The organism is Paenibacillus sp. DMB5, assembly GCF_001517085.1.
In the GTDB taxonomy this organism is placed as follows: Bacteria; Bacillota; Bacilli; order Paenibacillales; family Paenibacillaceae; genus Paenibacillus_AQ.
Genome location: NZ_LRAC01000127.1, coordinates 32,893 through 46,052 on the forward strand (window position 1 = coordinate 32,893; position 13,160 = coordinate 46,052).

The following is a 13,160-nucleotide window of genomic DNA, read 5'->3' on the forward strand; positions in this document are numbered from 1 at the left end:
GGGGGAGAACAACAATGCCAAGACCCATAATAATTGACTGTGATCCGGGGCACGATGACGCGATTGCGATTCTGCTGGCGCTAGCCCATCCGGAGGAGCTGGAAATCCGGGGCATTACAACGGTAGGCGGCAACCAGATTCTTGATAAAATAACGGATAACGCCCTGAAGGTGCTGAGCTTCGTTAATGCAGATATTCCTGTAGCCAAAGGGGCAAAGGGACCGCTGTTCGGCAAGCTGGTGACGGGAGAGGAAGCGCACGGGGAATCGGGAATGGATGGTCCTGTGCTGCCGGCCAGCATGTTTAAGCCGGTGGATCAAGGCGCGGTTGAGTTCATGCTTGAGATCATCCGTGCTTCGGAGGAGCCGATCACACTGGTACCGATGGCACCGTTGACCAATATTGCGCTCTTAATTACTGCCTACCCTGAAGTAAAGGACAAAATTAAGGAAATCTCGCTGATGGGCGGGGGCCTGGCTTACGGGAATGTGACCAGCACGGCTGAGTTTAATATTTTTGTAGACCCGGAAGCTGCACGTATCGTTTATGAATCGGGTATTCCGATTGTGATGAGCGGTCTGGATGTGACGGATAAGGCGGCGATTTTTGAGGAGGAAATCCTTGAATTGAAGCAGAAGGGCCCTGTATCCGTAATGGTCGGGGAGCTGCTAGACTTCTATTCGATCTATGGCAAAAAGATGGGCTATGTCGGCAACGCGCTGCATGATCCATGCGCTGTAGCCTGGCTGGTGCACCCGGAGCTGTTCCAGTCGGAGCATCTCTATGTGACGGTGGAAACCGAGGGCAAGCTGACCCGCGGCATGACCGTGGCTGACCGCAGAAAGAAGCCGGACCGCCAGCCGAATGTTCAGGTGCTGACCGGTGTAGACCGCGAGGCGTTCATGAAGCTGCTGTTCGATTCACTGGATCGGCTGGACCGGGAGCTGCTGGCGTCAGCCGGGGGAAACAGCTGATGGCCGGCTGGGAGAATCTGCAGGAGACAGTAAAGTTTGAGCTGCAGCAGCGGAATGAGGAAGGCTGCCGGACGGACGGAATCGCTGAGAAGCTGGCTGCTGCGGGAACAGATGAAGGCAGGCTGATGGAAATCTACCGCGAGCTGATGGAGCTTGAGGTGGCTGAGGGCTTCCCGTATCAGGAGCCTTCGGGGCTTGAGGAAATCCGCGCCTTGCGGCCGGAGGGGCCGCGCAGGCTGGACCCTTCGTGGACGCCGGAGCAGTGGCGGGACAAGTTCCACGGGGCGTGGCTGGGCAGAAGCGTCGGCTGTGCGCTCGGCAAGCCGCTGGAGCATTGGGATTATCTGTACGGCAAGGACGGCCGTCCGGGCTGGGAGAACATCGAGCTCTGGTTCAAGGGCGCGGATGCCTGGCCGATCAAAGGCTATACGCCGGAGAACTCCAGAGCGGAAGCAGAGTACGGGCTCGGCCTTAGCGCCTGGTCCTTCACCAGCACGCGGGAGAAGATCAGCTTCATGGAGAGCGATGATGATCTCCGTTACACGGTACTGGGTCTGCTGCTGCTGGAGCAGAAGGGCCTTGCTTGGGATGCCTGGGATATCGGCAAGCTGTGGCACGGGAATTTGACCTATGCTCAGGTGTGTACCGCCGAGACACAGACCTATATGAACTTCGCCGCCGAAACCTCCCATATGCATAAGGAGAAGCCGGCTGACTGGGCAGAGCGGCTGGAACGGGTGCGGATGCATCTCAATCCGTACCGTGAATGGATCGGCGCGGCCATCCGGGCAGACGGGCTGGCTTACGGCGCAGCCGGCCAGCCGGAGCTGGCCGCCGAGCTGGGCTGGCGCGACGCATCATTCTCCCATGTGAAGAACGGAATCTATGGCGAAATGTTCAATGCAGCCATGATTTCGGCAGCCTTCGCAGAGCAGGACAACGAGCGGATTCTGGAAATTGGACTCAGCGAAGTTCCGGCTAAGAGCCGGCTTGCTGAAGCGGTGCTCCAGGGAATCGACATTGCCCGATCGGCCAAGAGTGAACGCGAGCTGGTCAGCCGCATCTGGGACAAGTTCAGCCACTATGATCCGGTGCACACGGTTAATAATGCTGCGCTTGTTGCCGCCTCCCTGGTCTACGGCGGCAATGATTTCGAGAAAGCGGTGGTCACCTCGGTTTACGGCGGAATGGACACGGACTGCAACGGTGCTACAGTCGGCTCCATTATGGGGGCCAAGCTGGGTGCAAGCCAGCTGCCGGCAAGCTGGACGGACCCGCTGAACGATACGCTGTACGCGGATCTGCCGGGCTTCCATCCAATTACGATTTCGGCTTGTGCGGAGCGGAGCTACCAGGTATTTCGGAAGCTGCGCGGGGAGCCAGGACTGGTGTAAGCTGCCTTTATATTCATATAAATCTTATAAGAATCGCTCTTTGCGAGCAGGTGATGCTGTAGCGTCCCTTCCGGCAAAGAGCGTTTTTTTATGGCCGGGCTGGCAAGCTGGTGCCTATCCCAGAATAAAATAACAACGGAAATATGTCACAGAAATATTGAACTATGTTAGCATAATCTATAGTTATTTGGTTGGGCAGTTAAGTGAAATTTGCTCACAGAATCAATGAGGGAGGGATGCGGTCATGCTGAAGGCTATTATTGTGGATGATGAGCCATGGGTGCTGGAAGGGCTGCGGACAATGGTGGACTGGGCAAAGTACGGCTTCGAGCTGTGCGGTGAAGCCATGAATGGGCCGGATGCGCTGCGAATGATTGAGCGCTATCAGCCTGATCTTGTACTGACCGATATTAATATGCCGGTTATTAACGGGCTGGAGCTGATTTCCAGAGTAAATGGAACGATGGCAAGGCCGCCCCGGTTTATTATTTTGAGCGGATACGATGACTTCCAGTACGCCAGAACGGCCTTGCGCGAGCGCGTGGAGCAATATTTGCTTAAGCCGGTCGATGAGGAGGAACTGGAACTTCTCCTGGGCCAGCTCAGCCTTTTAATACAAAGTGAAATCGCTTCCAATGATGAGCGCCAAAAAAAGCAGTCGCTCATTATCGGCGGCATGCTAAGCCGTCTGATTCTGGGGGAGAACGAGGAAGACTTACGCATGATGGCCGCTAACCTGATGAAGCTTAGCGGAGATACAGAATTGCTGGGCATTCTGATTGATCCGCCTGCAGCAGCGGCACATCTGGATGCGGTGGAATCTTTCTTCACCCCGGAATTGGTGTACAGCAGCTTCCAGGACAGTGCCGGGCGGACCGGTCTGCTGCTGCAGTCAGCAGGCCTTTCAAGGGACAGTCTGAAGGACGGTGTCCGGCAGCTTCAGTTGGAGCTAACGGGGCTGCTGCAGCAGCCGGTAACGGTAATGGTCACTGACCGGATGACAGGTATTGAATCTCTAAAGGACATTTATCTGCAGCTGCTGGAAATGTGGAAGCTCAGGTTCGGCAAAGAGCAGGGCGGAGTGTTCTTCCATTGTGATTTCAAGAAATGCGGTACAGAGGCAAGCCGGGAGCAGACGGCTTTTGCCAAGCTGCCGGAAAAGGTAATGGCCGGTGATCCGGAGGAGATTGAATCTTGTGTACAGGATATCTTCATGTCCTATGCCCGGCAATTGTCTGCTGTGGAAGCTGTTCAGGCCGGCATCGCCCATCTGGAAATGACCCTGTGCCGGCTGGTGGCAGAGCATAACGGAGAACCCGGCACCATGATGAACGGGCACCAGGCAAAATACGGGAGTCTGGGAGACCTCGGTGATTACTCCCGGTTAAGCCTTTATGTAAGCGGTCTCTGCAGAACAGCGGCGGATTATCTGGCACAGCTGCAGGAGGCAAATGAGGGTAACACCATCTATAATGTCATCCGGTATGTGGATCAGGAGTTCCGCAGCAAGCTGCAGCTTCAGGATCTGGCCCGGCAGTTTCATATGAACCCGGCCTACCTGGGCCAGCTATTCCGCAAAGAGACCGGACGCAGCTTCAGCGAATATTTGAATGTTAAACGAATTGAAGCGGCCAAGGCGCTGCTGAAGCGGACGGAGCTGAAAATTTCCGATGTCGCTGCACAGGTCGGCTTCAGCAACACGGATTATTTTATCGATAAATTCAAGGGAATCACGGGTGTTCTGCCCTCTGTCTACAAGAACTCTGACCATAGCAAGCAGCTCTAGGAAAGCCGGGTGCACAATCCATGCTCAAAAAAAGATTCCGCTTCACCAATATCGTCAATGACATTCCGCTGAATTACAAGTTTTACCTGATCTATATCGTCGGCGTGCTTCTGCCTATCATGATTATTAACCTTGTGTTACTGGGCCGGATTACAGATCTGATCAAGTCAAGGGAAGAGCAGAACCTGGAGATTTCCCTGGAACGGGCAAGGAAGGACATTCATGATTTCATCGAGGGCGGGGTTGCCGTCAGCTACACCCTGTCCACAGACAAGAACCTGTATGAAATGCTGGACCGGCCGTATAGGGATTCCATTGATTTTTACGGGGCCTATGATGAGGAGCTGCGTGACCGGCTGAACAGCTATATGCCTGTGAACAACCAGATTGAGCGGATTACGGTATTTACTGCCAACCAGTCCATTGTATCAGGGGGCAATTATCAGGCTATCAATGCGAAAATCCGGACAAGCGGCTGGTACAGGCAAGCTGAGTCTTCAAGCAACCAGGTGGTTGTAACCGCCTATCGGATTAGCGAGAACAGCAACACTAACTCGACCACACCGATGCTGAGCATCATTGATTGGATGGATCACTACAGTTCGTTTGGAACGTATGAAAAGCTGTCGCGGATCGATCTCGATCTCAGTGAAGTGTACGACATCATTGTCCGGGAAAAGGATTACCTCAGCCTGTATCTGGTCAATGAGCAGAATCAGATCGTCATGTCAGAAGCAAGCGGATATCAGCATGTAACGGATGAGCCTTACCCGCTGTTTACGCAGCCGGAGGACGGGGAACAGGAGGTGCATATCCTGCCTATCGGTACGGCCAACTATCTTAAGGGCTGGCGGATTATCGGCATAACGCAGGGAGAGCGGATTGCCCAGGCCGTTCTGGATATCCGGCTGTATGCAGCGGTGCTGGCGACCACTGTCACGCTGCTGACTTCGGCATTCATCTATGTGATGCTGCGCTCCTACAATTACCGGGTGAAGCGGCTGGCCCGCCATATGCAGAAGGTGAGCAACGAGAAGTTCGAGCTGATCCGGATTGACGAGGGCCGTGATGAGATCGGCGGACTGATTCATAATTTCAACCGGATGACCTCGCGGATCAATTCGCTGATTAACGATGTGTACAAGCTGGAAATCCAGAGCAAGAACCTTGAGATGGAGCGGGTACAGGCTGAGCTGAATTTTCTGCAGAGCCAGATGAATCCGCATTTCCTGTTCAATACGCTGAATGCCATTCTCGTGGTCTGCACCAAGAACAAATATGATGATGTGACGGATATTATCAAAAGCCTCTCCAGGCTGCTGCGCAGGCTGCTCCGGTCGAAGGAGGACCTGGTGTCGCTCCAGGAGGAAATGCAGTTTATCGAAATGTATCTGAAGATTGAGAAATTCAGGTTCCGTGACAAATTCGATTATCAATTCGAAATAGAAGAGCAGGCTCTGGCTTACAAAATACCGAAGCTGAGCATGCAGCCTCTTGTCGAAAACGCCTGCAAGCACGGCCTGCAGGCCATAGAGGGCCTTGGTGTAATCCGGATAAGGGCGGGAGTCCGGGAAGACCGCCTGCAAATTACTATTTCTGACAACGGCAAGGGCATGGAGGCGACGAAGCTAAAGGAGCTGCTGAACAATATCCGCACGGAGGATTCCTCCAGCCTGAATATCGGAATGCGCAACGTATACCGCAGACTGGAGCTGTATTATGCCGATCAGGTGACCTTTGAGATGATAAGTACGCCGGATGAAGGGACAGCGGTTTCGTTCGGAATACCGCTGAAGCTGCTGGAGAGGATTCATTCGCCCGGAGGTGAGGGGAAGCAGTGAAAATGTATAAAGTGCTGTTAATTGACGATGAGCCAAGTGCCCTGGAAGCGATGCAGCTGTGGATTGACTGGCAGGCGCTCGGGTTTGAGATTGCCGGAACCTGCACCAACGGACAGGCGGGGCTGCAGCTGATCCGGGAGCTTGCGCCAGATCTGGTCATTACGGATGTGAATATGCCGCTGTTAAACGGCCTTGAGATGGTAGATGCCTGGCAGCAGACAGGAGGCAGAGACACCAAGTTTGCTATTCTCAGCGGCTACAGCGAGTTCGAGTATGCCCAGACTGCGATCCGGTTTGGCATTCATCACTATCTGCTGAAGCCGCTTTTTCCGGAGGAGGCTGCAGAGGAGCTGCGGGAGATGTACCGGGAACTGGAGCGGGAGGAGCACAGCCGGAAGATGGGGAGGCTTGCAGCCTTGGAGGAAACGGCTGCAGTCATCAAAGGACTGCTCTACGGTAAACCGGAGGGGACTTTGGATGGCGGTTCAGCTGCTGCGCTGTCCGCCGGGTTCAGCTGCTGGAACGTCCTTCTTATTCAGACTGATCCGCTGAACTATACCGAAGTCAGGGGGAAAGCGGCCGCCATGTCTGCCGGGGAAGCCGGGATGGTGCTGGCTGACCTTGAGGCATACACCTGTGCAGTTGTTTACGGAAGTACTGCTCCCGGGGAAGGGAACACAGCAGCTGCAAGGATTGCGGAGGAGCTGCGGCAGGCTTGTCCCGGCATCCCCTTGTTTATCGCGGCCGGGGACAGCATACCGGAACTTAGCAGCATTGCCGGGAGCTATCTGAGGGCAAAGGAGGCCCTGCAGTATTGCTTCTACAGCGAACCTTCAGCCGGGCTGCTGATGTTCCACGATATCCGCGATACGCCCTTAAGCAGAGATTACGATCATATCCGGCTGGCAGATGTGCTGATCGGGTTTGTGAATACGCTGGATCTTCCCGGCTTCCGCCGGGAGGCTGAAGCTGCGGCATCAAGCTTCCGTGAGAAGCTGGTGTCTCCGGACACAGTAAAGAAATTCGTGATTCACCTGGTCTACAAAATGAGGGAGCTTGTACCGGCTCCGGAGGCCGGGCAGCTGCAGAGGAAGGGTACAGAGCCGCCGGCGATTTTAATTACCACATGCTTACACTTGGCGGACTTATGGAATATCTGCTGGCCTTTGCCGAGGAGGTGATCCGCCTTCTGCTGCAGGAGCGGGGCAACAGATCTCAGGATGTTGTCCGGGATATTAACCGGTATGTTCAGGAGCACTACCGTGAGAGCCTGACGATTCAGAGGCTGGCGGAAATCTTTTACCTGCACCCCGTCTATCTGGGCCAGCTTCTGATCAAGAAGAACGGAATCGGCTTTAATGAACTGCTTCATAATCTGCGGATTGAGGAAGCGGCAAGGCTGCTGGAGGAGCGTACGCTTAAGCTGTCGGAAATTGCAGAAAGGGTGGGATATGCCAATTACGGGCAGTTCCTGAAGCAGTTTGAGAAGAAAATGCACTTGTCCCCGAATGAATACCGGCAGGCAAAGTCCTAAAGTTTTTGGGGTTACACCTTTAATTCAGCTGTATTTAGAGCTAAGGATCACCTCTATAATTTATTAATGTAAGTGCTTACAAAAAAGCGTAACCAAAAATATGGAGGTGCTTTATGGGGGGCAAGTCAAAACGGACGTTCAAGGTTTCATTGATCACGCTGTTATCCCTGAGCTTTGCACTCGCCGCTGCGGCGGCAATAACAACAGCAATACCAAGGATAATGCCAAAGCCGAAGAGACCGGTGCGGCACAAACCGCAGGAGCTGCGGACACAGGCGACAAAATTGAACCGTTCAATATCAGTGTATTTCTGGGTCAAGCCGGCCAGCAGCCGACACCGGACAACAAAATTTACAAGAAAATCAAAGATGAAACGGGCGCCAGCTTCAATTTCGAATTTTTGGCAGGCGACATTAACCAGAAGCTGGGCGTTATGATTGCCGGCCAGGATTATCCCGATATGATGACAGGAAATACGAAGCTGACTGCCGCGGGTGCCTATATTCCGCTCGAAGACCTGATTGAAGAGCATGCTCCGAATTTGAAAGCGCATTATGCGGATTACTGGAACATGATGAAGGACCCTAATGACGGGCACATCTATATCCTGCCTAACTATGGGGTATACAACGGCAAAGTGAACAGCTCCTGGTATTCAGGCCCGGCTTTCTGGATTCAGAAGGCAGTGCTCAAGGAATTCGGCTATCCGCAGGTCAAGACACTCGATGAGTACTTTGACCTGATTGAGAAATACAAAGAGAAGTATCCGAAAATTGACGGCAGTCCGACCATCGGCTTCGAAATTCTGAATTATGACTGGAAAAACTGGGGGCTGTTCAATGCGCCTCAGCACTTGATCGGACACCCGAATGACGGCGGGGTCGTGGTCAAAGACGGTGTAGCCGAGATTTTTGCAGACAAGGATTATGCCAAAAAATACTACCAGAAGCTTAATGAAATCAATCAAAAGGGTCTGATCGATAAAGAGACCTTTGTGCAGAACTACGACCAGTATATGGCGAAGCTGTCCAGCGGAACCGTTCTGGGTATGTTCGACCAGCACTGGAACTTCAATGCGGCCGAGGATTCCCTGACCACCCAGGGCAAAATCGAACGTACCTACGTGGGGCTCCCGCTCGTATACGATAAGGCTACCAAAGACTATTACCGTGACCTTGCCGTTCTGAACCTTAATAACGGCTTCGGTATCAGTATCAACGCCAAAGATCCGGTGAAAATTATCAAGCTGCTTGACACCCTGATTCAGGAAGACTGGCAGAAGACCTTCTCCTGGGGTATTGAGGGCGAGGATTATATCGTAGAGAACGGCAGATTCATGAGAACACAGGAACAGCGCGACAATGCGGCCGATGCTACCTGGCAGCTGGCCAATAAAGCCAAGGCTCTCTTTGACTTCCTGCCTAAGACGGAGGGAAGCTTCAGTGACGGCAACTCTACCGACGCGGCAGCACAGCCGGAAGAGTATAAAGCAGGGCTGAAGCCTTTCGATAAAGAAGTTCTTGATGCTTACGGCTTCGATACTTATGTGGACTTCTTCAGTGAGCCGCCTGCCAATCCGATCTACTACCCGGCCTGGTCCATTGATTTGATTGAAGGCTCGGATGCCAAGATAGCCAACACCAAATTAACTGAACTGCAGACCAAATTCCTGCCTAAAGCGATTCTGGCGAGTCCGGAAGAATTCGATTCTGTGTGGACCGATTATGTCGGAGAGATCAAGAAAGCCAATGTGAAGGCTTACGAAGACAAAATCAATGAGCAGATTAAATGGAGAATTGACAACTGGAGCAAGTAAATGAAGGCGCAGTGAACCAGCAGGCGGAGGGCCGTTCCGGCCTTCCGCCTGCTCCAATAAACGATGGAGCGGGGAGACAATTACTATGGCTGAGACCTTAGAAACAGAAATAGCCGTCCGGCATTCCAACCGCCGTAAAAAGAAGAAGCGGCCGGTTACCTGGTCGCTGATCAAAAGCCAGAATCAGCTGATCTGGATGTCAGTACCTTTAATGCTCTACATTATTCTTTTTGCCTATGTGCCCGTCTGGGGCTGGACCATGGCTTTTCAGAATTACCGGCCTGCCAAGTCCTTCAGTGAACAGGAATGGGTAGGCTTCAAGCAGTTCAAATTTCTGTTTACCGACGACAATTTCCTGCGTGTGCTGCGCAATACCTTGTCCATGGGGATCATTAACCTGGTGCTCGGGTTTGTAACGGCGATTGTGCTGGCACTGCTTCTGAATGAAATCAAAAATGTGCTGTGGAAAAGAACGGTACAGACCATCTCTTATCTGCCGCATTTTCTGTCCTGGATTATCGTTACCGGCATTGTGGCGACCTCGCTGTCAATCAATGACGGAATTGTAAATATTGTGCTGATGAAGCTGCACCTGATCAAGGAGCCGATTCTGTGGCTCAGTGAAGGCAAGTACTTCTGGGGCATTGTCGGCGCCTCCCATGTGTGGAAGGAAGTCGGCTGGAATACGATTATTTATCTGGCGGCAATTGCGTCAATCGACCCTGCGCTGTATGAGGCTGCGGAGATCGACGGGGCAAGCCGTTACAGAAAAATGCAGTTTGTCACGCTGCCCGGAATCAAGGCAACCATCGTCATCCTGATGATTATGTCGATCGGGCATGTGCTGGAGGCAGGCTTTGAAGTTCAGTATCTGCTCGGCAACGGGCTGGTTGTGGACTGGGCAGAAACCATTGATATTTTTGTACTGAAATACGGTCTCGCACAGGGCAACTATTCCCTCGCAACCGCGGGCGGTATTTTCAAAACGGTTGTCAGCGTAACACTGCTGCTTATGGCGAACGGCATTTCCAAGCGGCTTGGGGAAGAGAGGTTGTTATAAATGATGGATAACCGGCAGATTAGCCCCGGGCAGAAAACAGGGATGACGGTGAGAAGAAGCATCGGTAAAGGTAAGCTGGAGCCTGTGCTGTTCACCACCTTTAATACCGTGTTTATGATTTGCCTTGTAGTTGTCACCCTATATCCCTTCCTGAATACGATTGCCGTTTCGTTTAACGCGGGGAATGACACGATCCGCGGCGGCATTTACTTATGGCCGCGGGCCTGGACTTTCCAGAATTACAAGGCGATCTTTGCCTCCGGCACGATTTATGATGCTTTTCTGATTTCTGTAGCGCGGACGGTGCTGTCGACAGTGCTGAATATCTTCCTGACGACGATGCTGGCCTACACGCTGAGCCGGAGGGAATATGTCTTCCGCCAGCCGATTACGGTGGTCTTCGTGCTGACGATGTATTTCAGCGCCGGTCTGATTCCGAGCTACTTTCTGATCAAGGATCTGAACCTGATTAACAGCTTCTGGGTTTATATTTTCCCGTCGATGATCAGCGCCTTTAATATGATTGTTATCCGGACTTATATCGGTACCATTCCTGAAAGCCTGATGGAGTCGGCAAGAATTGACGGAGCGGGAGACTTCAAAATCTTCATGCGGGTTGTATTCCCGCTGTGCAAACCGGTGCTTGCAACCATTGCCCTGTTTGTTGCGGTAGGCGCCTGGAACTCCTGGTTCGATGCCTTTATCTACACCTCTTCCCGGCAGCACCTGAGTACACTGCAGTATGAGCTGATGAAGCTCTTATCCTCGACGATGAACTCCAACAGCAACCCGAACGTTGCCGCCGGGGTAGGGATGGACCAGGATTCAGCGCGGGCGCTCGTGACACCGCTGTCGATCCGGGCCGCGATTACAGTAGTCGCCTCGGTACCGATCCTGCTTGTGTATCCTTTTATGCAGAAGTATTTTGTGGTCGGCCTGAATGTGGGGAGTGTTAAGGAGTAGAGGCTGAGACTTCAGGTATCTTTAACAAATTAAAGAGAGGTTGTCCCCATGGAGATGAAGCAGTCATTCATACAGTATACGAACCCGGTGCTGCCGGGTTTTTATCCTGATCCGAGCATTACCCGGGCGGGAGAGGACTATTATCTGGTCTGCAGCACCTTTGAATATTTCCCCGGTGTTCCGGTGTTTCACAGCCGCGATCTGATTCACTGGGAGCAGATCGGCCATGTGCTGGACCGGATCAGCCAGCTCGACATCCGCAATTGCGGCAGCTCTGACGGGATTTATGCGCCGACAATCCGGTATCATGACGGAATGTTCTATATGATTACAACGGATGTGCGGGGACGGGGCAATTTCTATGTAACTGCGGCTGATCCGGCAGGCCCCTGGTCCGATCCGGTCTCCGTTCCTTACGGCGGCATAGACCCGTCGCTGATGTTCGATGAGGACGGTAAGGTTTATGTGACCGCCCAGCAGGGGGCAGGCTATGATTCTCATATCATCCAGTATGAAATTGACATTGCCACCGGAGCTGCGCTGACTGAACCCGTGGTGATCTGGACCGGGGACGCGGGCCATGGCTCGAAGGCCCGCATTTATACAAGATTAACGGGATGTACTATATCATGGCGGCTTCAGGCGGCACCGCCAAGGAGCACCGCGAGATCATCGGACGCAGCAGCTCGCCGTACGGTCCATTTGAAGAGCTGGCAGAGCCGATTCTGACCCACAGGGGGATCGGGCATCCGATCCAGTATCTGGGTCATGCCGATCTGATCGAAGGTCCGGACGGCGGATGGTGGGCGGTTTTTCTTGGTGTACGTCTTGGCGAAGACGGCTACGGGGTACTTGGCCGGGAGACGTATCTCGCTCCGGTGAGCTGGAGTGAGGATGGCTGGCCGATGATTGACAACAATGATGGTACCGTGGGACTGGAGATGTGCGTGGAGCGGTCTTGTTACGTTGCGGGTGAAGAGGAACCGGATGTTGAGCCGGGGAGCCGGCAGCGTGAATTCGAAGATGCCTCAGAGGAGAGCTATGAATGGGCTGATATACAGGGGAAGAGCACTGAGCATTCTGATGGCATCGCGAAGGCAAGCGTACAGGAGTCCGGGCGTTATGGCGGGCGGCATGAGTTTACCCGCAGTGTGCTTCCGTATGATCTGGTCTTCCTGCGGAATCCGGCTGAACACAGCTGGTCGCTGGAGGAGCGTCCGGGCTGGCTGGCGCTGAGGGGCCAGCCGGCCGGACTCAGCGATATTGGCCAAACGGCCTTTATCGGCCGCAGGCAGCAGCAGTTTGCCGCTGAGTGGAGCACGCTGCTTGAGCTGGAAGCTCAGGAGGACGGTGCGGAAGCCGGATTATGCGTCAGAATGAATGAGCGGGCCCATTATGAGGTGGGGATGATCCGTAGGGACGGACAGCCTCTGGTGTTTGCGCGTCTGACGGTGCAAGGCCAGTCCCGGCTGGCGGCGGAGGTTCCGGTAAGCGGGTCCGCTGGCAGAGTTTTTCTGAAAATTGCCGCGGATTACCAAGAGTACGGTCTGCTGTATTCCATGGACGGTGAGGCGTGGACCAGACTGGCTGCAGGCCAGGCTTATGAGCTGTCACCGCAGGCGGCAGAAGGAAATGCTTTTACCGGAGTAGTGGTCGGCATGTATGCGGCGGGCAACGGGCGGGAGCTGCCGGGATTTGCCTATTTTGACTGGTTTGCATGGCAGTCTTAAGAGGCCGGTGTCCCGTATCTGTGCATGGAAGCGAAGGCTGAGGGTATTGGAGTAAACCTTTT

The 13,160-nt window shown here is 53.5% G+C and carries 9 protein-coding genes and 2 pseudogenes; all 11 read left to right on the plus strand.

Features of this window, described 5'->3' with window-relative positions:
* Positions 1-14: 14 nt before the first annotated feature.
* Positions 15-974: a nucleoside hydrolase gene (locus AWJ19_RS17570; RefSeq protein ID WP_068725668.1), complete on the plus strand. Its 960-nt coding sequence runs from the start codon at positions 15-17 to the stop codon at positions 972-974.
* The gene (locus tag AWJ19_RS17575) at positions 974-2,368 is read left to right on the plus strand and encodes an ADP-ribosylglycohydrolase family protein (RefSeq protein ID WP_068725674.1); all 1,395 of its coding nucleotides are present in this window, start codon (positions 974-976) and stop codon (positions 2,366-2,368) included. Before AWJ19_RS17570 ends, AWJ19_RS17575 begins: the two co-directional genes overlap by 1 nt.
* A gap of 244 nt (positions 2,369-2,612) precedes the next feature.
* Positions 2,613-4,154: a response regulator gene (locus AWJ19_RS17580; protein WP_068725676.1), complete on the plus strand. Its 1,542-nt coding sequence runs from the start codon at positions 2,613-2,615 to the stop codon at positions 4,152-4,154.
* A 20-nt stretch (positions 4,155-4,174) separates the two neighbouring features.
* On the plus strand, positions 4,175-5,995 hold the full coding sequence (locus AWJ19_RS17585; RefSeq protein WP_068725677.1) for a sensor histidine kinase: 1,821 nt from the start codon (positions 4,175-4,177) through the stop codon (positions 5,993-5,995).
* A 2-nt stretch (positions 5,996-5,997) separates the two neighbouring features.
* Complete coding sequence (locus tag AWJ19_RS17590; RefSeq protein ID WP_082707966.1) at positions 5,998-7,176, plus strand: response regulator; 1,179 nt, start codon at positions 5,998-6,000, stop codon at positions 7,174-7,176.
* Positions 7,143-7,529, plus strand: a complete 387-nt coding sequence (locus AWJ19_RS34165) for a helix-turn-helix domain-containing protein (RefSeq protein ID WP_198536591.1) — start codon at positions 7,143-7,145, stop codon at positions 7,527-7,529. The genes AWJ19_RS17590 and AWJ19_RS34165 overlap by 34 nt, the downstream gene beginning before the upstream one ends.
* Positions 7,530-7,642: 113 nt before the next feature.
* Positions 7,643-9,345 (plus strand): annotated as a pseudogene (locus AWJ19_RS17595) (sugar ABC transporter substrate-binding protein).
* A gap of 85 nt (positions 9,346-9,430) precedes the next feature.
* Positions 9,431-10,405, plus strand: a complete 975-nt coding sequence (locus AWJ19_RS17600; protein ID WP_068725679.1) for an ABC transporter permease subunit — start codon at positions 9,431-9,433, stop codon at positions 10,403-10,405.
* Between the two features lie 3 nt (positions 10,406-10,408).
* Complete coding sequence (locus tag AWJ19_RS17605) at positions 10,409-11,368, plus strand: carbohydrate ABC transporter permease (RefSeq protein ID WP_128083637.1); 960 nt, start codon at positions 10,409-10,411, stop codon at positions 11,366-11,368.
* Positions 11,369-11,422: 54 nt separating this feature from the next.
* A pseudogene (locus AWJ19_RS17610) lies at positions 11,423-12,318 on the plus strand (glycoside hydrolase family 43 protein); the annotation flags it as partial.
* On the plus strand, positions 12,310-13,098 hold the full coding sequence (locus AWJ19_RS35920; RefSeq protein WP_241781796.1) for a hypothetical protein: 789 nt from the start codon (positions 12,310-12,312) through the stop codon (positions 13,096-13,098). The pseudogene AWJ19_RS17610 and the gene AWJ19_RS35920, both read left to right, overlap by 9 nt.
* Positions 13,099-13,160: the final 62 nt, after the last annotated feature.

Coding starts and splice junctions, on each gene's coding strand:
- AWJ19_RS17570 (WP_068725668.1), top strand. CDS start 15: ATGCCAAGACCCATAATAATTGACTGTGATCCGGGGCACGATGACGCG.
- AWJ19_RS35920 (WP_241781796.1), top strand. CDS start 12,310: ATGTGCGTGGAGCGGTCTTGTTACGTTGCGGGTGAAGAGGAACCGGAT.
- AWJ19_RS17585 (WP_068725677.1), top strand. CDS start 4,175: ATGCTCAAAAAAAGATTCCGCTTCACCAATATCGTCAATGACATTCCG.
- AWJ19_RS34165 (WP_198536591.1), top strand. CDS start 7,143: ATGGAATATCTGCTGGCCTTTGCCGAGGAGGTGATCCGCCTTCTGCTG.
- AWJ19_RS17590 (WP_082707966.1), top strand. CDS start 5,998: ATGTATAAAGTGCTGTTAATTGACGATGAGCCAAGTGCCCTGGAAGCG.
- AWJ19_RS17600 (WP_068725679.1), top strand. CDS start 9,431: ATGGCTGAGACCTTAGAAACAGAAATAGCCGTCCGGCATTCCAACCGC.
- AWJ19_RS17575 (WP_068725674.1), top strand. CDS start 974: ATGGCCGGCTGGGAGAATCTGCAGGAGACAGTAAAGTTTGAGCTGCAG.
- AWJ19_RS17580 (WP_068725676.1), top strand. CDS start 2,613: ATGCTGAAGGCTATTATTGTGGATGATGAGCCATGGGTGCTGGAAGGG.
- AWJ19_RS17605 (WP_128083637.1), top strand. CDS start 10,409: ATGGATAACCGGCAGATTAGCCCCGGGCAGAAAACAGGGATGACGGTG.